Source organism: Pseudomonas sp. LBUM1647, from assembly GCF_059716175.1.
Genome location: NZ_CP166809.1, coordinates 3,961,136 through 3,980,533, shown reverse-complemented (window position 1 = coordinate 3,980,533; position 19,398 = coordinate 3,961,136). Strand labels below are relative to the sequence as shown.

The 19,398-nt window shown below is 61.2% G+C and carries 15 protein-coding genes and 2 riboswitches; of the genes, 9 read left to right on the top strand and 6 right to left on the bottom strand.

The annotated features are described in order from the left end of the window. Positions 1-69 precede the first annotated feature (69 nt). Positions 70-2,364, top strand: coding sequence for a fatty acid cis/trans isomerase (locus ACA059_RS18085; protein WP_497630376.1), 2,295 nt, complete (start codon positions 70-72; stop codon positions 2,362-2,364). A 188-nt stretch (positions 2,365-2,552) separates the two neighbouring features. Further along, positions 2,553-3,137, top strand: a complete 585-nt coding sequence (nfuA, locus tag ACA059_RS18080) for a Fe-S biogenesis protein NfuA (RefSeq protein ID WP_008150988.1) — start codon at positions 2,553-2,555, stop codon at positions 3,135-3,137. Between the two features lie 248 nt (positions 3,138-3,385). Here nfuA and cobM read toward each other — a convergent pair whose 3' ends face one another. The 4 genes from cobM to ACA059_RS18060 form a co-directional block, all read right to left on the bottom strand. Continuing rightward, complete coding sequence (gene cobM, locus ACA059_RS18075; protein ID WP_497630375.1) at positions 3,386-4,132, bottom strand: precorrin-4 C(11)-methyltransferase; 747 nt, start codon at positions 4,130-4,132, stop codon at positions 3,386-3,388. Positions 4,133-4,215: 83 nt separating this feature from the next. Next, complete coding sequence (locus ACA059_RS18070; protein ID WP_497630374.1) at positions 4,216-4,629, bottom strand: cobalamin biosynthesis protein; 414 nt, start codon at positions 4,627-4,629, stop codon at positions 4,216-4,218. After that, positions 4,626-5,333 (bottom strand): CbtA family protein, encoded by a 708-nt coding sequence (locus ACA059_RS18065; RefSeq protein ID WP_497630373.1) that lies wholly within the window; start codon positions 5,331-5,333, stop codon positions 4,626-4,628. Before ACA059_RS18065 ends, ACA059_RS18070 begins: the two co-directional genes overlap by 4 nt. An 11-nt stretch (positions 5,334-5,344) precedes the next feature. Then, the gene (locus tag ACA059_RS18060) at positions 5,345-5,536 is read right to left on the bottom strand and encodes a CbtB domain-containing protein (protein ID WP_497630372.1); all 192 of its coding nucleotides are present in this window, start codon (positions 5,534-5,536) and stop codon (positions 5,345-5,347) included. 121 nt (positions 5,537-5,657) lie between these two features. Continuing rightward, positions 5,658-5,886: riboswitch (cobalamin riboswitch) on the bottom strand. Between the two features lie 268 nt (positions 5,887-6,154). Further along, positions 6,155-6,369: riboswitch (cobalamin riboswitch) on the top strand. Between the two features lie 100 nt (positions 6,370-6,469). Here ACA059_RS18060 and cobW point away from each other — a divergent pair. The 5 genes from cobW (at position 6,470) to ACA059_RS18035 (ending at position 14,969) form a co-directional block, all read left to right on the top strand. Continuing rightward, positions 6,470-7,531, top strand: coding sequence for a cobalamin biosynthesis protein CobW (gene cobW, locus ACA059_RS18055; RefSeq protein WP_046048481.1), 1,062 nt, complete (start codon positions 6,470-6,472; stop codon positions 7,529-7,531). Positions 7,532-7,534: 3 nt separating this feature from the next. Further along, the gene (gene cobN, locus ACA059_RS18050) at positions 7,535-11,401 is read left to right on the top strand and encodes a cobaltochelatase subunit CobN (protein WP_497630371.1); all 3,867 of its coding nucleotides are present in this window, start codon (positions 7,535-7,537) and stop codon (positions 11,399-11,401) included. Between the two features lie 149 nt (positions 11,402-11,550). Then, a complete protein-coding gene (locus tag ACA059_RS18045; RefSeq protein ID WP_497630370.1) occupies positions 11,551-12,549 on the top strand; it encodes a magnesium chelatase ATPase subunit I in 999 nt (332 codons plus the stop codon). A gap of 119 nt (positions 12,550-12,668) precedes the next feature. After that, a complete protein-coding gene (locus ACA059_RS18040) occupies positions 12,669-13,205 on the top strand; it encodes a vWA domain-containing protein (RefSeq protein WP_497630369.1) in 537 nt (178 codons plus the stop codon). A gap of 117 nt (positions 13,206-13,322) precedes the next feature. Then, the gene (locus ACA059_RS18035) at positions 13,323-14,969 is read left to right on the top strand and encodes a phospholipase D-like domain-containing protein (RefSeq protein WP_497630368.1); all 1,647 of its coding nucleotides are present in this window, start codon (positions 13,323-13,325) and stop codon (positions 14,967-14,969) included. Positions 14,970-14,972: 3 nt separating this feature from the next. Here ACA059_RS18035 and ACA059_RS18030 read toward each other — a convergent pair whose 3' ends face one another. Beyond that, the gene (locus tag ACA059_RS18030) at positions 14,973-16,199 is read right to left on the bottom strand and encodes an NADH:flavin oxidoreductase/NADH oxidase family protein (protein ID WP_497630367.1); all 1,227 of its coding nucleotides are present in this window, start codon (positions 16,197-16,199) and stop codon (positions 14,973-14,975) included. Between the two features lie 77 nt (positions 16,200-16,276). On the opposite strand from ACA059_RS18030, the gene ACA059_RS18025 reads away from it, so the two are divergent. Continuing rightward, positions 16,277-16,681 carry a MerR family transcriptional regulator gene (locus ACA059_RS18025; protein WP_111449822.1) on the top strand — a complete coding sequence of 135 codons (405 nt, stop codon included), beginning with the start codon at positions 16,277-16,279 and terminating at the stop codon, positions 16,679-16,681. On the opposite strand, the gene ACA059_RS18020 is transcribed toward ACA059_RS18025, so the two are convergent. Further along, a complete protein-coding gene (locus ACA059_RS18020; RefSeq protein WP_497630366.1) occupies positions 16,671-18,221 on the bottom strand; it encodes an MFS transporter in 1,551 nt (516 codons plus the stop codon). The two genes, ACA059_RS18025 and ACA059_RS18020, sit on opposite strands and share 11 nt — an antisense overlap. A 103-nt stretch (positions 18,222-18,324) precedes the next feature. Between ACA059_RS18020 and ACA059_RS18015 the strand changes: the two genes are divergently transcribed. Next, on the top strand, positions 18,325-19,191 hold the full coding sequence (locus ACA059_RS18015; RefSeq protein ID WP_497630365.1) for a LysR family transcriptional regulator: 867 nt from the start codon (positions 18,325-18,327) through the stop codon (positions 19,189-19,191). The last annotated feature ends 207 nt before the right edge of the window (positions 19,192-19,398 follow it).

Here is a 19,398-nt window from a genome sequence, read left to right as displayed (position 1 = left end):
ATCGCTCATGTTGGTGCAGGGGTCAGACCGGTAGAATCGCGGCGTTTTTTCATGATCGGGACCAGGGATATGTCTTATCGCGTCATCAGCATGGTTTTGCTGTTTTTAAGCTGGGGCGCCGCCGCGCAGGATCCGGCCATTTCCTCTGCCATTTCTTACAGCCGCGACATTCAACCGATCTTCACCGAAAAGTGTGTGGCCTGCCATGCCTGCTATGACGCCGCCTGTCAGCTCAACCTGGGCAGTGGCGAAGGGGCGGCTCGTGGCGCGACCAAGATCCCGGTCTACGACGGCGAACGACGCCAGGCTGCCGTGCCGACCCGGCTGTTTTATGACGCCTTCGGTAAACGCGCCTGGCAGCAAAAGGACTTCTATTCGGTACTCGACGCTCAGGGCAGTCAGGCCGCGTTGATGGCGCGGATGCTTGAGTTGGGCCACAAAACCCCCTTGCAACCCAATGCCAGGTTGCCGCAGGACATCGTCCTTGGTCTGAACCGGGAAAACATGTGCGCCCTGCCGGCCGAGTTCGACGGCTACGCCAAATCACATCCCAAAGAGGGCATGCCACTGGCGGTCACCGGCCTGACCGATCAGCAGTACCAGACGCTGCAACGCTGGCTGGCGTCCGGCGCGCCGATTGATGAGCAAGGCCTTGTGCCGAGCGCCAAAGAAGCGTTGCAGGTGGTGCAGTGGGAAAACCTGCTCAATGCACCGGGCGCACGACAAAGCCTGGTGGGGCGCTGGTTGTTCGAGCATTGGTTTCTCGCTCATCTCTATTTCAAGGACGGCGAGCCGGGGCATTTTTTTCAATGGGTACGTTCGCGCACGCCGACCGGCCAGCCGATCGATCTGATCAACACACGCCGCCCGAATGACGATCCGGGCACTCAGGTGTATTACCGCTTGTGGCCGGTGCAAGGCGTGATTGTGCAGAAGACCCATATCACTTACCCGCTGAGCGCGGCGAAGATGGCTCGGGTCAAAAGCCTCTTCTATAACGGCAAATGGCAGGTCGACGCCTTGCCGGGCTATGGACCGGAGCGTCGGGCCAATCCGTTCACCACGTTCGAGGCGATCCCGGCCCAGGCGCGTTATCAATTCATGCTCGACAACGCCGAATACTTCGTCCGTACCTTCATTCGCGGCCCGGTGTGCCGTGGGCAGATCGCCACCGACGTGATCCGCGATAACTTTTGGGCAATGTTCCAGGCGCCTGAGCACGACCTCTACATCATCGATCCGAAGTATCGCGGCCAGGCCACGCCATTGCTGGCGATGCCGGGGCAGAACGACGATGTCGGCAGCGTCCTGAGTCTGTGGCATGACTACCGCGACAAGCGTAACGAGTACGAGGCGCTGCGCCGTGACAGTTACGCCGATGCGCCGGCGCCGAGCTGGTCGACCTTATGGGCCGGTAACGATAACGCCTTGCTGACGATCTTCCGGCATTTTGACAGTGCCTCGGTGAACAAAGGCCTGATCGGTGACGTGCCGAAAACCATGTGGCTGTTCGACTTCCCGCTGCTGGAGCGCACGTACTACCAGTTGGCAGTCAACTTCGACGTGTTCGGCAATGTCTCCCATCAGGCGCAAACCCGGCTGTATTTCGACCTGATCCGCAACGGCGCCGAGCAGAATTTCTTGCGTCTGATGCCGGCCGATTCGCGGGACGATTACCTCGACGATTGGTACCAGAGCAGCGGCAAATTCAAGATGTGGCTGGATTACGAGGCCATCGATAACGACAAAGAGACGGCGCTGGTACTGGACGAAAAAGACCCAAAACGCGATTTCGCCCTGCAGTTGCTGGCCCGTTACGGCGACCTCAACGCCAAGCCTGATCCGATCAACCGTTGTGACGGCGCTTATTGCTCACGGCCGAACATCGACCCGGTCTTGCAGAGCGCCGAGCAAGCCTTGAGTCGTCTGACTTCACGTCCGGCGGCCGGGCTTAAGGTTATTGATCAATTGCCTGAGGCCACCCTGCTGCGCATCGAAACCCCGAGCGGCAAGCGCGAGGTCTACAGCCTGCTGCGCAATCGCGCGCACAGTAACGTCGCGTTCCTGCTCGGTGAATCCCTGCGGTATCAGCCGGGGCTCGACACATTGACTATTTATCCGGGCGTGCTCAGCAGCTATCCGAACTTCATGTTCAACATTCCGGCCGAGCAAGTGCCTGAGTTCGTGGACGAGATGGAAAACGCCAAGGACGCCAATCGCTTCGAGAGAATCGTCGAGCGCTGGGGGATTCGCCGCAGCCATCCGCAGTTCTGGTTCTACTTCCATGACCTGAGCCGGTACGTCCACGAGACCGATCCGGCGGAAGAGGGCGTGCTGGACATGAACCGGTACGAGAATCTTTGATCGACCTTTGATGATGGGGTGGTGTCGGATTTGAATGGGTGGGAAGTTGCGGCTATCGGTGGCTTAAAGACTGGATTGACGGTGAACCGGCGAAGATGGCTATAACCGTTCTTTCCCGACAAAAATACTAGGACTTTGTACGGCGCGATGATTGGCGTAAACTGCGCCCAAGCCTGCGAGGAGTTTCCATGACCGCTATTACCATTACCGACGCCGCCCACGATTATCTGGCTGATCTGCTCTCCAAGCAGAACACCCCAGGCATCGGCATCCGCGTCTTTATCACCCAGCCTGGCACCCAGTACGCCGAAACCTGCATTGCTTATTGCAAGCCGGGCGAAGAAAAACCTGAAGACACGGCGCTGGGGCTCAAAAGCTTCACCGCTTACATCGACTCGTTCAGCGAAGCTTTCCTGGACGATGCGGTAGTCGACTACGCCACAGACCGTATGGGCGGCCAGCTCACCATCAAGGCGCCAAACGCCAAAGTACCGATGGTCAGCGCCGACAGTCCGGTCAACGAGCGTATCAACTATTACCTGCAAACCGAGATCAACCCGGGGCTGGCCAGCCACGGCGGTCAGGTCAGCCTGATCGATGTGGTCGAAGACGGCATCGCCGTGCTGAAGTTCGGCGGCGGTTGCCAGGGCTGCGGCCAGGCAGACGTCACCCTTCGCGAAGGCATCGAGCGCACGTTGCTCGAGCGCATTCCCGAGCTCAAGGGCGTTCGTGACGTCACCGACCACACGCAGAAAGAAAACGCCTACTACTAAGTAAGGTGTTCGCTGCAGACATAAAAAAACGGCGCCCCGTGAGCGTCGTTTTTTTATGGGTGATAGATAACCAGTGAGTGAAGGGATTTACCTGTGGCGAGGGGATTTATCCCCGTTCGGCGGCGAAGCCGTCGCTAAACCTGCTTGCTGGGTATGCCTGAAAGAATGCAGAGGGTCCGCTTCGCGGCCCAACGGGGATAAATCCCCTCGCCACAGGTAAATCCCTTCACCACAGGGTTGTGCTTGGCTCAGGGTCGGAAGAGATGCGCATGCCCGGCGCGATACAGCGACGACTCACTGAAGTGATCACTGCCCAAAACCCGGCCCACCAAAATCAACGCCGTGCGCCGAAACCCCTTGGCTTCAACCTTCTCGGCAATATCCGCCAACGTCCCCACCACCCAATCCTGATCCGGCCAGCTCGCCCGGTGAATCACCGCGATCGGGCAATCCGCGCCGTAATGCGGCAGCAATTCGGCCAAGATCTTCTCCAGATGATTGACCCCCAGATGAATCGCCATGGTCGCCCCGTGCTGCGCCAGGCTGCCAAGCTCTTCGCCGGCGGGCATCGCGGTTTTGTCGGCATAGCGGGTCAGGATCACGCTTTGCGACACGTCCGGTAACGTCAGTTCCGCACCCAACAGTGCCGCGCAGGCCGCCGTGGCCGTGACGCCGGGAATGATTTCAAACGGGATGTCGAGTTCGCGCAGGTAGCGAATCTGCTCGCCAATCGCGCCATAAAGACTCGGATCGCCGGAGTGCACCCGGGCCACGTCCTGGCCCTTGGCATGGGCAGTCTTGAACAGTTCGATGATCTGTTCCAGGTGCAGTTCGGCGCTGTTGACCACCTGTTCGGCGCGATGGCCTTCCAGTACGGCGGCGGGCACCAGGGAGCCGGCATAGATGATCACCGGGCAGCTGCGAATCAGCCGTTGGCCTTTGACGGTGATCAGTTCCGGGTCGCCGGGACCTGCGCCAATGAAGTAGACAGTCATCGTCGGTTCCTGTGAGAAAAAGGGGCTGGGCAAGGCTTCAGATGAAGATTGCTCATGATCAAAGACGGGGATTATCGGGGATTTTAGGCGGCGCCGGCCAATGCCAAGGTGGCCTGGGCATATTTTTGTCGTGAAATCAGTAATTTTGCCGGTGCCTGGGCCAGGTGTTCAGCCAGGGCCAGGGCGGCACTTTCCGCGACGCCGTAGCAGCCGGTGCGTTCGAACGCGATGTCCGAGCGATGGCTGAGTTGCGGTTGATAGCCGGCCAGTTGTTCGCTGCTGAAGTACATCAGTGGGAGTGCGAGTTGTTCGGCTAATTCGATCAAGCCCGGTTCTTCGCGCTTCAGGTCGATGCTGGCCAGGGCCTTGATCTGGTGAAGTTCGATTTTATGAGCCTGTAACGCCTGATCGAGCAGCGCCCGCAGCGTGCTGACGGGGCAGCCGCGCTGGCAGCCCAGGCCGACCACTAAAGTCGGCGCTGCGCTGACATCAGTCATGCGTGGTATTGACCATCGCTTTTGCGGCGGAACAACCAGGCACTGATCAGGCCCAGGGCCAGCCAGAATGCCACGTTGGTCAGCTGCGAAGCGATTTTGAACTGAGCTTCCAGGGCTTCCGGAGCCAGCATCGAGTGGACTTCCGGTTGTGGTGCGCCGATCACGTGAGGAACGGCCAGAATTGCCACGCCGAGCACTTTCATCAGCCAGTGACGGCTGAACACGATCAATGCGATGCCGACCGCGGTGGAGGCAGCCGTGCCTATCCACCACATCTGCCGTTGCGCCAAATCAGCGGCGGCAGTGCCCGGCAGCTCAGGCGGCAGACCGAGGGTCGGTGCCAGCACGAACGTCGCGTAACCGGCCAGGCCCCAAAGCAGGCCTTGGGAGGTTTTGGTCGGTGCGCGCAAGGTGTAAAGACCGGCCAGCATCAGCGCGAAACCGACCGCTACCACCAGGTTGCCGCCGGTAGTGGACAGCACGCGCTGCCAGCCATCTTCCGGTTCCCAGGCTTCGGCGTCGTGGGTGTGAGCGGCGACAGCACCCGCGGCGTGTTCGTGGACTTCAACAGCAGCCGGCTCGGATTTTTCGTAAGTCTCGGCCTGCAAAATCAGCGGAGCCACCCAGAAACTTTGTAGCAGGGTCAGCAAAAGGGCGGCCAGCAGCCCGGTGAAACCTGCGGTTTGCGCGATACGCTTGATCATGTCGGCAGGTCTCAATGACACGGGAATGCAGAGCTGTGGCGGGTATCGTGAGCGGCGTTGTGCACCGCTTCGATGTGCGAGAAACCGGCGAAATACACAAGGCATGCGCCAAGGATCGACGCGCACACGGCGGCGGTCAGGCGTTGAGTCAGGGTATTGGTGGTGCTGGCTGTCGTGTGGCCGGTGCTGCTGATGATCGACATGGCGCTTCCCTCTGGTCTGTCAGCGGGTGATATAGAGCGCATGGAAGACCCCTGCGAGTCGGGCACGCAGAGGTTCAAACAGCGCCCGCCCACCGCGGGTTTGTTATTCAGTGATCGTAATGGTCACTTTGTGTTGCGGGCCGGTCTCCGGGCTCACGAGGGGCGCTGGCTTTCGCCTTGACCTGCAAGCATCACCTTCCCATGCCGAACTGCTGGCACAGTGGATCTGACGCTTCGCTCGCTTACCGTTGCGGGGGCAGCACCGGACTGACATGACTTTAGAGTAAAGCACATGATTCACCGGTTTCCCGTTTCACCCTGTGAAGGGCACCCGTAACAAGGCGTGTAGGAGAGCATGGGCGGGGGTTGGGCGTCAATTGGCATGGGTTCTCATCTCGATACCTAGGTGGATACCTGTGGTGAGGGGATTATTGTGGCGAGGGGATTTATCCCCGTTGGGCTGCGAAGCGGCCCCTGCATTCTTTCAGCCACACCGAGTTGTCAGAATCTACGACGGCTTCGCCGCCGGACGGGGATAAATCCCCTCGCCACAGGCAAGCCCCCTCACCACAGGTATCGCAATCAACTTGCGGACATTGACCCGCCCCCACACGATGCGTAGCCTTGCGCTTTCGAGGTTCTTCGGCGTTTGCCGAAGCTAAGAAGGGAACGCGGTCGATGCCGCGGCTGCCCCCGCAACTGTGAACGGTGATGTTCGCTGCCACGCCACTGCAAACCCTGTGCAACGGGTTCGCGGGAAGGCGCAGCGAATGCCAGGCCCACAAGCCTGGCACACCGTCAGCCAGGAGACCTGCCTCGACACAGATTCTCACTACAACCGGGCGGGGTGATCCGGTGGCGAACTCTTCCGCGCGCGCATCCGTCGCAGCGATTGTCGTCCCGTATGCCCGCCACCTTGCCAAAGGGCATCCGATGAAAACACTGGCCAAACTCCCCGTCACCATCGTTACCGGCTTCCTCGGCTCGGGCAAAACCACGTTGCTGCGGCACATGCTCGACAACGCTCAGGGCCGCCGCATTGCGGTGATCGTCAACGAGTTCGGCGAGCTGGGCATCGACGGCGAAATCCTCAAACAGTGCTCCATAGGTTGCACTGAAGAAGAAGCCAACGGCCGCGTCTACGAACTGGCCAACGGCTGCCTGTGCTGCACCGTTCAAGAAGAGTTCTTTCCGGTGATGCGCGAATTGGTCGCCCGTCGCGGCGACCTCGACCACATCCTCATCGAAACCTCGGGCCTGGCCCTGCCAAAACCGCTGGTGCAAGCCTTCCAGTGGCCGGAAATCCGTAGCGCCTGCACCGTTGACGCGGTCATCACCGTGGTCGACAGCCCAGCGGTCGCCGCCGGCACCTTCGCGGCTTTCCCGGACCAGGTCGATGCCCAGCGCAAACTCGACCCGAACCTGGACCACGAATCGCCGCTGCACGAACTGTTCGCCGACCAACTGGCCAGTGCCGACCTGGTGATCCTCAACAAGGCCGACCTGATCAGCCCTGAAGACCTGGCCCGTGTACGCCTTGAAGTCGCAGAAGAACTGCCGCCAGCGGTGAAAGTCATCGAAGCCAGCAGCGGTCGCGTGCCACTGGACGTGCTGATCGGCCTCGGCGCCGGCTCTGAAGAACACATCGACAGCCGTCACAGCCATCACGATCACCACCATGAAGGCGAAGACGATCACGACCACGATGCCTTCGACTCCATCTCCATCGAACTGCCGCAAGCCGACGAAAGCCTGCTGCTGGACGCGTTGACTCAACTGGTGGTCCAGCACGGCATCCTTCGCGTCAAAGGTTTCGCGGCGATTCCGAACAAGCCGATGCGCTTGCTGATCCAGGGCGTGGGCACACGTTTCGACAAGCACTTCGACCGTCAGTGGGGCGCCGACGAAGCGCGTACCACGCGCCTGGTATTGATCGGTCAGGAGCTGGACGCCACTCTGCTTGAAGCGCAATTGCGCGCTGCGCTCAGCGTTTAAGCCATGCACCTGCTCAGGACCCAGCCCGGCGGTTTCGTGTCGGATGACAACATTGCCGACCTTGGACAAACCCCCGCCGAACTGGTGATCCTCTGCAGCGGCGACTCAAGCCTCGCGCTGCTCGCCGAAGCGGCGCAGCAGTTGCCCGACGATTACCCGAGTGTGCGCCTGGCCAATCCGATGCAGGTGCAGAATCACGCGTCGGTCGACTTGTATGTCGACGAAGTGCTGCGCCATGCCAAGGTGATTCTGATATCGCTCCACGGTGGCATCGCCTATTGGCGTTACGGCGTCGAGCGTCTGGTGGAGTTGTCACAGCGCGGCGTGCAGCTGATTCTGGTGCCCGGCGATGACCGCCCGGACCCGGAACTCAGCGAGCTGAGCACGGTGGGCGCGGAAGACCGCGATCGGCTCTGGCAGTTTCTGCGTCAGGGCGGCATGGGCAATGCCCTGGATTTTTTTCGCTGCCTCGCCAATCGTTGGCTGGACCGCGACTACGCCTGGGCCGAGCCGCAAACCCTGCCACGCACGGCGATTTACCACCCGCAAAAAAGCCCCGCTGAACTGAAGGATTGGCAAGCCGACTGGCAGGCCGATCAACCGGTGGCAGCGGTGCTGTTTTACCGCTCGCATTTGCAGGCGGCGAACACCGGTTTCATCGATATTTTCTGCCAGCGTTTGCAGGCCGCGGGGTTGAACCCGTTGCCGATTGCGCTGGCCAGTTTGAAAGAGCCCGGTTGCCTGACGGTGGTCGAGGACCTGTTGGACGAAGTCGAGGCCGGCGTAATTCTCAACACCACTGGTTTCGCACAATCCAGCCCTGAAGCGCCGCATTTGCGGCCGTTTCGCCGCAACATCCCGGTGATTCAGGCGATTTGCGCCCAGGACAACGAACCCGGTTGGCGCGCCAGCGAACAAGGCCTCGGTCCGCGTGATCTGGCGATGCACATCGCGCTGCCGGAACTGGATGGGCGGATCATCAGCCGACCGATCAGCTTCAAAGACCTGGCCTGGCGCAGCGAGCGCAGTCAATCCGATGTGGTCTGCTATCGGCCACAACCGGAGCGCATGGATTTTGTCGCCGAACTGGCGCGGCGCTGGATTGATCTGGCGCGAGTGCCCAACGCTGAAAAACGCATCGCCCTGATCCTCGCCAACTACCCGACCCGCGACGGTCGCATCGGCAATGGTGTCGGCCTCGACACTCCGGCCGCGGCGCTGAACATCCTGCGTGCGCTGCATAAAGAAGGTTATCCGCTGCCGGCCGAGTTGCCTGATAGCGGCACCGCGTTGATCCAGCAATTACTCGGTGGCGTCAGCAACGACCTCGACACCCTCAACCAGCGTCCGTGTCAGCAAAGCCTCGCGCTGGACGACTACAACCTGATGTTCAACGCCTTGCCCGAATCCAACCGCCACGCCGTACTGGAACGCTGGGGCTCGCCCGAAAGCGATCCGATGTTCCGTGGCGGACGAATGATGATCGCCGGGCTGCGCTTTGGCCTGACCTTCGTCGGCATCCAACCGGCGCGCGGTTATCAGGTTGATCCAAGCGCGGTGTATCACGACCCGGACCTGGTGCCGCCTCACGGTTACCTGGCGTTCTATTTCTGGTTGCGCAACACCTATGGCGCCCACGGTGTGATCCACGTCGGCAAGCACGGCAACCTCGAATGGTTGCCGGGCAAAGGCGTCGGGCTGTCTGAGCATTGCTGGCCGGATGCGCTGCTCGGTCCGTTGCCGAACATCTATCCGTTCATCGTCAACGATCCGGGCGAGGGCGCCCAGGCCAAGCGCCGTACGCAGGCGGTGATCATCGATCACCTGATGCCGCCGCTGACCCGCGCCGAAACCTACGGTCCGTTGCGCAACCTCGAATTACTCGCCGATGAGTATTACGAAGCGCAATTGCTCGATCCGCGCCGAGCCCGGGAATTGCAGCGCGACATCCTGCAACTGGTGCGCGAGACGCACATCGACCGCGAACTGCAACTGGACGAAAAACTCGACAGTGATGCCGATGCGGCGATCTGGTTGCCGCGTCTGGACACCTATTTGTGCGACTTGAAAGAGTCGCAGATCCGCGACGGTCTGCATGTGTTTGGCGAGTCGCCGACCGGGCGCTTGCGCATCGACACGTTGTTGGCGTTGTTGCGCATTCCGCGTGGCGATGGGCGTGGTGCGCAATCGAGTCTGCTGCGGGCCTTGGCCAAGGCATTCACGTTGGGCTTCGATCCGCTGGATTGTGCGCTTGCTGAGCCTTGGATCGGGCCGCGTCCGATCGAACTGCTATCCCTCACCGATGAAGTCTGGCGCACAGCGGGTGATGCCCGCGAACGTCTGGAACTGTTCGCCACTCAACTGATCTCGCAGACGCTACACCAACCTCAAGCCAAACCCGTCCCCTGTGGGAGCGAGCTTGCTCGCGATAGCGGTGTGACAGCTAACATCGATATGACTGACCCACCGCTATCGCGAGCAAGCTCGCTCCCACAGGTGGCCACCTGGTCTGACGTCCGCGCCATCATCGACAGCCTGCGTGAAGTCGTCGCGCCACGGCTGGACGCCTGCGGCCCGGCGGAAATGCGCGGTCTGCTCGATGCCCTCAGCGGCCGCTTCGTGCCGGCCGGCCCCAGCGGTGCGCCGAGTCGCGGTCGGCTCGACGTGCTGCCGACCGGGCGCAACTTCTACTCGGTGGACGTGCGTAACCTGCCGACCACCACCGCGTGGCGCATCGGTTTCCAGTCGGCCAACCTGATTCTTGAACGACACCTGCAAGACCACGGCGATCACCTGCGTCAGCTCGGTCTGTCGGTGTGGGGCACCGCGACCATGCGTACCGGCGGCGACGACATCGCTCAAGCCATGGCGCTGATGGGTGTGCGCCCGGTCTGGGCCACGGGCAGTCAGCGGGTCGACGACTTCGAAATTCTGCCACTGAGTCTGCTGGACCGTCCGCGCGTGGACGTGACGTTGCGCGTCTCTGGATTCTTCCGCGATGCCTTTGCCAATTTGATCCGTCTGTTCGACGCCGCCGTGCAAGCGGTCGCCGCCCTCGACGAGCCGGACGACCTCAATCCCTTGGCCGCCAAAGTGCGTGCCGAGCGCGAAGCATTGATGCAATCGGGGCTGGATGAAGACGCGGCCAAGCGTCAGGCCGGTTGGCGAATTTTTGGCGCCAAACCCGGTGCTTACGGCGCGGGCGTGCAGGGCGCCATCGACGGTCGTCTGTGGCAAAGCCGCGACGACCTGGCCGAGGTTTATCTGAACTGGGGCGGCTACGCTTACGGCGGTTCTGACGAAGGCACCGCGGCGCGAGAGCAGTTCGCCCGGCGCCTGAGCCAGGTGCAAGCCGTGCTGCAAAACCAGGACAACCGTGAACACGACTTGCTCGATTCCAACGACTATTACCAGTTCCAGGGCGGCATGCTCGCGGCCGTGGAAAGCCTCAGTGGCGAAGCGGCGGCCAGTTACCATGGCGATCACAGTCAGCCGGACTTGCCGAAGATCCGCACGTTGAAGGAAGAGCTGAACCGGGTGATTCGCTCACGGGCAGCCAATCCGAAGTGGATCGACGGCGTGAAGCGCCACGGCTATAAAGGCGCGTTTGAACTGGCAGCGACGATGGATAACCTGTTTGCCTTCGACGCTACAACGCAGTTGATCGACGACCACCAGTACGCGTTACTGGCGGATGCGTATTTGCTGGATCCGGCGACCCGGGATTTTGTTCGTGAGCATAATCCGCATGCGTTGCGCGACATGACCGAGCGGATGCTGGAAGCGCAGCAGCGGGGGATGTGGAAGGAGCCGGGCGAGTATCGCGAAGCGCTGGAGAATTTGTTGCTGGATATAGAAGAAGACAGCTAATGCGCCGCAAAACCTGTGGGAGCGTGGCTTGCCCGCGAAGAGGCCCTCACATTCAACATTGATATTGACTGACCGGACGCCTTCGCGGGCAAGCCACGCTCCCACAGGTACAAGGTGTGCCTGTTACCGACCATGACCGAGTATTGAAGATGACCGACACCCCCCATTTCCCCCTCTCCGCCGTGGTCGGCGCCGACGATCTCAAACTCGCCCTCTACCTGACCGCCATCGACTCGAAAATCGGCGGCGTACTCATCGAAGGCCCCCGCGGCATGGCCAAGTCGACCCTCGCCCGAGGCCTGGCGGACTTGCTCGCCAGCGGCCAATTCGTCACCTTGCCGCTTGGTGCCACCGAAGAACGGCTGGTCGGCACCCTCGACCTGGACGCCGCCCTGAGCGAGGGTCGCGCACAGTTTTCCCCCGGTGTACTGGCCAAGGCTGACGGCGGCGTGCTCTACGTTGATGAAGTCAATCTGCTGCCCGATCACCTGGTGGACCTGCTGCTGGATGTGGCCGCCAGCGGCACCAACCTGATCGAACGCGACGGTATTTCCCATCGGCATTCGGCGAAGTTCGTGCTGATTGGCACCATGAACCCGGAAGAGGGTGAGCTGCGTCCGCAATTGCTCGACCGCTTTGGCCTGAACGTCGCACTCAGTGGCCACACAGCACCGACCGAGCGCGGCCAGATCATCCGGCGAAGGCTGGATTTCGACAGTGATCCCCACCGCTTCTGCGCCGAATGGGAAAGCCAACAGCAGTCTCTGCGCGAGCGTTGCCAGAAGGCGCGCAGCGCGCTGGCCAGCATCCCGCTCGACGATCATGCACTGGCGCAGATTACTGAGCGCTGCTTTGCCGCCGGCGTCGATGGCTTGCGTGCCGACCTGGTCTGGTTGCGCGCGGCGCGTGCCCACGCGGCGTGGCGTGGGGCGAGCGCCATCGCCGAGGAAGACATCGACGCCGTCGCCGAGTTTGCCTTGCGCCATCGCCGCCGTGAGCCATCGCCACCGGTGCCGCAACAAAGTCAGCCTCCCTCTACGCAACATTCCAACCCGAGCGAAGGCCAGGGCCAATGGGGTGAAATGCCCGCTCAGGCGCTCCCGGTCGGCGCACGCCGTGAAGTGCCGAGCTGGCCAAAAAAGCCCTAGGCATTCGCCCTCGATCTGACGCGGGGGCGAATGCCAGGCCCCGCGCCGGACGACTGGATAACGGCAAACAGGGTAAACGTCACGCGGCGCGCAGCGGCTCGATCAATTGGCCCGGCACCTTGCTGAACGGCCGCCCGCGTCGGCGTGATGATGTCTTGTTTCACCTGCGCACCCGCTCGCCCCACGAACTGTGGCTGGTGATCGTCGACGCCTCGGCGTCGACTCGTCGCCATCAGGCGTTGAGCGATGCCAAGGGCTTGCTGGCGCAACTGTTCGACGATGCCTATCGCCAGCGTGCACGCTTGGCGTTGCTCACTGCCAGTGGTCATGTGCCGAAGTGGCAGGTGCAAGGGTTGAAAGCCTCCGCGGGTTTGCGCAACTGGCTTGATGGGCTGGGAGCGGGCGGTGGCACACCGTTACTGGCGGCGCTGGGTGAGGCGGGGCGTTGGCTGACGGCTCGGCAAAAACGCTTTCCGGCGGAACAGCAGCGAATGTTGTTGGTCACCGATGGCCGGCTGAAGGAGTGGTCGGGGGTGCCGGTGCTTGATTGTCCGGGGCTGCTGATCGACATCGAACGCGGGCCGATTCGGCTGGGGCGGGCTAAGGTGATGGCTACCGAGTTGCAGGCCGAATATCGACATATCGATGATAGGTAGCGCAGCGAAAAGATCGCAGCCTGCGGCAGCTCCTACAATGAATGGCGTACACCTGTAGGAGCTGCCGAAGGTTCGGGCCGCGTTCGGACGATCTTTTGATCTTCACAGGAGTGAGTCATGCGCGTTCTAGCCGTCAACCATCAGGATGATTTCCGCGTCAAAGCCTACGCCGGCACCAATGGCGTGCTATTGGCCATGGACCTGGCCGAACACCGCCGCAAAGGCCTCTTGGGTTTCGCCATCGAAAAACAGCAAGGCCCCAAGCCCTGGCTGTTCCTGTTCAACAGCCTGACCTTTCCCGGCAAGGTGCATACGTTTCCCCAGTTTCACGCCACCCCAAGCGATATCGCACCGTTGCAGAAATTTCGCTGGGCCGATTACGCGGTCAATCCGGGGATGACGATCCATTACCGAATCCACCTGGCCTACGGCAGCGTTGATGCGCCGCAACTGGGTGAATACCTGGAAGTGACGGTCACCTCCGACAATGGTCAGCCGAATAACCAAAGCGTGATCTTCAATCGCGCAGTGGCCGCCAGCCAGGCGTTCCAGCGCAAGTTTCCCGAGCTCGACGCGCTGATCAGCGCCAACAAGAACCTGCCCATCGAAGCCTGGCCGGATGTCCCGCGGCAGTGGCTGGAAAACGGTTTGCTCGGGCGTTTGTTGGGGTTTATCGAGCGTGCGGTGGATGGCCAGTGGGCGCTGGACATTGCCATCTACGAGTATGAATTGCAGGCCGTTGTCGATGCGGTCAATGCCGCGTTCGAGCGTGGGGTAAACGTTCGAGTCCTGTATCACGCTCAACCGGGCGATGAGGACACCACCATGAACGAGGCCAGCCTGGAAAAAATCCCGGCAGAGAACAAGCGCGGGCGGGTTACCCATAACATCTTCCACAACAAGTTCATGGTGCTGAGCCGACTAGACGCAGCGGGGCAGCGTCAACCCGAAGCGGTGCTTTGCGGCAGCACCAATTTCACGCCCAACGGCGTTTACCGCCAGGCCAACGTGGTGCATGTGCTGGACGACACACGCGTCAGCGCCAGCTATCTGCACACTTTCGAGCAGGTCTGGGCTAACCCTGCGGATGTCGGTGCCACCCGAAACTGGCTCACGCAAAACAACCCGATGGATTCGCTGCAGCCGACGTTCGCCGGTTTCTCACCACGCTCGGGCAAAGGGGATCTGCAAGCGTTTGTCGAGATCATCAACGCGGCGAAAAAAGACGTGCTGTTCGTCACCGCGTTCGCCTTGCCCGACGACATCCTGAACGCCTTGCTCGGCTTGCCCCACGACGACATTTTGCGTTACGGCCTGCAAAACACAGCCAGCCGTATCACCGGTTTTCACGCCGACCGCACCGCCGAATTCGCCGCCACCGCGCTGCTCAACACCGGGCTGGAAGGCTGGCTCAGAGAGAACATGAAAGGTCAGAAGGGCAACCTGCTGGTGCACACCAAAGCCGTGGTCACGGACTTCACCAGCGATGCGCCGACGATCATCAGCGGCAGCCATAACCTCAGTGCCGCGGCCAGCAATGGCAATGACGAGAACTACCTGATCATTCGCGGTGATACCGATCTGGCGGATCGTTATGGTCTGGAACTGCTGCGGTTCTACGAGCATTACCGCTTTCGCTACTTCGCCAGGAAACTCGCGCTCAAGCAGGTCCATCCGTTGGCGGCGGATGACAGCTGGACCGATGATTACTATCGCGCGGGGGATTTGCGGATGCTGTCGAGAGTGCGCTTCTCGGGGCGATAAGCGCTATGACCTATTCATCGCCTGCCGATACTGGCGAGTACGTTTGGCGATGTACACGCGGTCGAGAATTAACGCCCATAGCGCCGAAACGTCGGGACGGGTCTTGCGCCCACGGCTCAGGCGATTGAGCTGGAACTTCACGACGGCCATGCTCGCCAGTGCCGCCAGGGGTTTGCGCTTCCAGCGAATCGGCGGCAGTTGCGGGTGACTGTTCTGGCCTTCGCGCCAGCGTTTGACCAGTTGAGGTTCGAGCGCCAGCGCCGTGCCGATCCCGGCCATGGCGATGCCGCTGTCGAGCACCTGTTCGACGATCGCCAGGCGTCGAATCCCGCCGGTCACCATCACCGGCATGTTCGCCACGCTGGCCAGCTCACCGGCCATTTCCAGAAAATACGCTTCACGCGCCAGGGTTCGGCCATCCCGGGCCTCGCCTTGCATGGCCGGGGCTTCGTAGCTGCCGCCGGAGAGTTCCAGCAGATCGATCGATTGATCGTTGAGCCACTGAATGACTTGCCGGGCATCGTCGGCATCGAAACCGCCGCGCTGGAAATCCGCCGAGTTGAGCTTCACCGCCACGCAAAATGTCGGCGACACGGCCTTGCGCACGGCGCTGACCACTGCCAACAACAAGCGCGCGCGATTTTCCAGAGAGCCGCCCCAGCGGTCGGTTCGGCGGTTGGTCAAGGGCGAGAGGAATTGGCTGATCAGATAACCGTGCGCGGCATGAATCTGTACCCCGGTGAAACCGGCCTTTTCCGCCAGGGCGGCGCTGGTGGCGAAGCGTTGGATGACGTCTTCGATGTCGTGCTCGCTCATGGGTTTGGGTTCGGCGAACATCTTCGAGAACGCGCCCAGGTCCAGTGCCACCGCCGAAGGCGCCAATGCTTGCTGGCCGAGGTTGGCCATGGTTTGACGGCCAGGATGATTGAGCTGCATCCAGAACTGCGCGCCACCGGCCCGACCGATGCTGGCCCACTGGCGAAAGCGTTCAAGGTGCCGTTCATCTTCCAGCACCACACCACCGGGGCCGGTCATGGCGCGGCGGTCGATCATCACGTTGCCGGTCAGCAACAGTCCGGCTTCGCCTTCGGCCCACGCCTGATACAGCCGGAACAACGCCTCTGCAGGTGCCTGCCCGCTGTCAGCGAGGTTCTCTTCCATCGCGGCTTTGGCGATGCGGTTGCCGATGGTCTGGCCGTTGGGCAAATTCAACGCTTGGAAGGGCGACATGCTTGACTCCTCATCAGTGAAGAGCAGAGGCTAAGCTTAAAGTTAACTTTAATGTCAAGCAGGCAAATGAGGCCGTGATGAAGATTGGTGAATTGGCGCAGTTAAGCGGGTTGAACGCGTCGCGCATTCGGTTTTACGAGGCTCAGGGTTTGATTCGGCAGGTGGAGCGCCGGGCCAACGGTTACCGGCATTACCCCGACCAAGCGTTGCAAACCCTGAAGATCATCCTTTGCGCCCAGCAGGCCGGGTTCAGCCTGGAAGAGTTGAAACAGTTGTTACCGGACAGCGCGACCGGTGAGTTCAAGCAAGACGAATTGCTGGCGGGTCTTACGCGCAAAGTCGAACAGATCGAAGAGATGCAGCTGCACTTGGCGCAGAGCAAGGCGCAGCTGTTGGAGGTGATCGACAACATTCAGACGCGGCCCGAGGGCATGGGCTGCGAAGCGAATGCCCAGCGGGTATTGGCGTCGTTCAAGCCTTAGCGCCGAGGGCTGCAGTCGAGGGGGCGGGGATCGGATTGCGCATCAGCGTGCCCACCACCAGCGCACCCAGTAATGCCAACAGCCCCGCGACCCACAACAGCAGACTGAAGCCGCCGACGAAGGCTTGCCGGGCCAACGGTTCAACCACGGTGCGTGCGGTTTCCGGCAACAGTCCCATCGCCGCCGTCATGTCACCGGCCACCACCCGCGAGGCGATGCCCTGGGTTTGGCCGAGCCATTGCGCACCCTGTGCCGTCAGGCTCGTACGCAACAACAGCTCGGTATGACTGGACAGCAACGCACCGAACACGCCGATGGCCAGCACGATGGCGCTGAAACGCATGGTGGTGCTCATGCCTGAGGCCATGCCGGTGCGCTCCCGTGGCACGCAGGCCATGATGTTCTTTTGCGTATCGCCGTTGAGCAGCCCGGCACCGGCGCCCGTCACGGCAATCGCCAGGGCGAAGGGCAGGTAACCTCCGCTGCTGACCGCCCAGGCACTGAGCAGATTGCCGCTGCCGACCAGGGTCAAACCGGCGGCCATCAATGTGGCGGGGGCAAATCGACGCGCCAGACGTACGCCGATACGCGGGCAAATCAGCATGGTCAGGGCAAACGGCAGCATCCCCAGACCTGAAGCGATGGCCGAGAAACCCAGGCCGTTTTGCAGGTAGAACGGCAGCAGGGTCATCATCACCTGGGCGCAACCGGCGTAGGCAAACATGCCCAATAGCGCGCCGATGAAACGCGGATGCTTGAACAGTTGCAGGTCGACCATCGGCCGCCGCTGCATCCGTTCAATCACCACGAACAGCCCCAGCAACAGAGCGCCGCTAATGAGCCGAGCGTAAGTCAGCGGGTTGTTCCAGCCGATCCGGTTCGCCTCGATCAGGCCCCAGATCAGGCACAGCAAACTCGCACTGAACGCCAGGCTGCCCCAGGGATCGAGGCGTGCGGACTGAGTGTCGCGGGACTCCGGCACCGCGCGCCAGACCATCACCATCAGGAACACTCCGACGGGCAGGTTAAGGTAGAAAATCCAGCGCCAACCCATGTATTCGGTGATCAGCCCGCCGACTGTCGGCGCGGCGGTCATCGCCACCCCCATGCACGCGCCCCAGAACGCCCAGGCCTTTGCCCGTTCCACTTCATCGTGAAAGGTGTGGCCGATGGAGGCGAGGGCCGAGGTCAGCAGCAAGGCCGCGCCGACACCCTTGATCGCTCGTGCGATGTCGAGGAACACCGCATTGGGCGCGGCACCGCAACCGATGGACGCGAGGATGAAAATGGCCAACCCGCAGAGCAAGGTTTTCTGCCGGCCGAAGCGATCGGCGATGTTTCCAGCTGGCAACAGCAACGCGGCGAAGGCCAGCATGTAAGCGCTGACTACCCATTCGATGTCGGCAAAGTTTGCGCCCAGGTCCCGGGCGATCGTGGGCAGCGTCACGGCGACGATGTTGGTGTCGAGAACAATCAGCGAGCAAACGCCTGAGGCTGTGAGTAATGTCAGGCGCGGGCTCACCTTGGGTTTGACGGGCATAGCAACGTTTCTCTACTGTGAAAGTCAGTGCAGCTTATCGTCTGTTGACGCTTCCCTTGTTAGGCGTGCCTTGTCACTTCATTACCTTTGAGCTAATGCACCGATGGATATTCGCCATTTTCGCTATTTCCTCGCCGTTGCCCGGCAAGGCAACTTCACCCGCGCCGCCGAACAACTCGGTATCGCACCGCCGACCTTGACTCGACAGATCCAGGACATGGAGAACGAACTCGGCACGCGATTGTTCGTGCGCCAAACACGTGAAGTCAGCCTGACTGAGGCGGGCGCCGCGCTGGTGATCGAGGCCGAGGCGACGGTGCGGCAATTCGAATACGCTCAGTACAACGCCCAGCGTGCCGGGCGCGGGGATATTGGCCATATCGAACTGGGTTACGTGGCTTCGGCGGTGTATTCGGGCTTGCTGCAGAAACAGGTGCAAGCCTTCAGCCGCGAGTGTCCTGACGTCAGCCTGAACGTACGGGAAAGTCCCATGGCGTCATTGCCGGTGATGGTGGTCGAGGGGCGTTTCGATATTGGCTATGTCCGCTCGCCCATGACCCTGCCTGAAGGCCTGGAAGCTATTCGCCTCGACGCAGAAGGTTTTGTGCTGGCGGTACCGACCGAGTCCTGGTTGTCCCGTTTGCCAGAGATTGGTCCGGAACATTTGCAGAACGAAACTTTCATCCTACCGGAACAAATCAGCGGCACCTTGCAAGTCGCCGCCGAGGGCGGATTTGCACCGAAACTGGGGGCGCAACCGGGTGGGCTGGTGGCGGTCATTGCGTTGGTGTCGTTGGGGCAGGGCGTGGCGGTGGTGCCAGAATCGGTGGTCGGGCATGTCAGTCTGCCGGATGTCTTGTACCGGCCGATCATTGGGTGTGAGGCGAGCTCCTGGTTGTCGCTGATCTATCGGCGATTCGAAAAATCTCCGGCGGTGGCGAGGTATATCGAGCAGGTCAAAAATCGCTGATTACAGATTTTGTAATGATTTCCCACTGTAGGAAATGTTGCTTTCGCCTGTACGCTCCAAGGCCTTTTTCCTTTCAGGACGTACATGAACACCCTCTCGGAGCCTCCCGGTTATCCTTTCTCCTCGCGCTACTGCGCGGTCTTGATGCACGCGAAACACCCGGTCTTTCGACTTCTGAATACCTTTGACATTGCAGTTCCACGGCCT

Bases quoted from the DNA above. Each gene is read 5' to 3' on its own strand.
- cobW (WP_046048481.1), top strand. From the start codon at position 6,470: ATGAAAACACTGGCCAAACTCCCCGTCACCATCGTTACCGGCTTCCTC.
- cobM (WP_497630375.1), bottom strand. From the start codon at position 4,132: ATGACTGTCTACTTCATTGGCGCAGGTCCCGGCGACCCGGAACTGATC.
- ACA059_RS18025 (WP_111449822.1), top strand. From the start codon at position 16,277: ATGAAGATTGGTGAATTGGCGCAGTTAAGCGGGTTGAACGCGTCGCGC.
- ACA059_RS18045 (WP_497630370.1), top strand. From the start codon at position 11,551: ATGACCGACACCCCCCATTTCCCCCTCTCCGCCGTGGTCGGCGCCGAC.
- ACA059_RS18015 (WP_497630365.1), top strand. From the start codon at position 18,325: ATGGATATTCGCCATTTTCGCTATTTCCTCGCCGTTGCCCGGCAAGGC.
- ACA059_RS18030 (WP_497630367.1), bottom strand. From the start codon at position 16,199: ATGTCGCCCTTCCAAGCGTTGAATTTGCCCAACGGCCAGACCATCGGC.
- ACA059_RS18070 (WP_497630374.1), bottom strand. From the start codon at position 4,629: ATGACTGATGTCAGCGCAGCGCCGACTTTAGTGGTCGGCCTGGGCTGC.
- ACA059_RS18035 (WP_497630368.1), top strand. From the start codon at position 13,323: ATGCGCGTTCTAGCCGTCAACCATCAGGATGATTTCCGCGTCAAAGCC.
- ACA059_RS18060 (WP_497630372.1), bottom strand. From the start codon at position 5,536: ATGTCGATCATCAGCAGCACCGGCCACACGACAGCCAGCACCACCAAT.
- nfuA (WP_008150988.1), top strand. From the start codon at position 2,553: ATGACCGCTATTACCATTACCGACGCCGCCCACGATTATCTGGCTGAT.
- ACA059_RS18065 (WP_497630373.1), bottom strand. From the start codon at position 5,333: ATGATCAAGCGTATCGCGCAAACCGCAGGTTTCACCGGGCTGCTGGCC.
- ACA059_RS18020 (WP_497630366.1), bottom strand. From the start codon at position 18,221: ATGCCCGTCAAACCCAAGGTGAGCCCGCGCCTGACATTACTCACAGCC.
- ACA059_RS18085 (WP_497630376.1), top strand. From the start codon at position 70: ATGTCTTATCGCGTCATCAGCATGGTTTTGCTGTTTTTAAGCTGGGGC.
- cobN (WP_497630371.1), top strand. From the start codon at position 7,535: ATGCACCTGCTCAGGACCCAGCCCGGCGGTTTCGTGTCGGATGACAAC.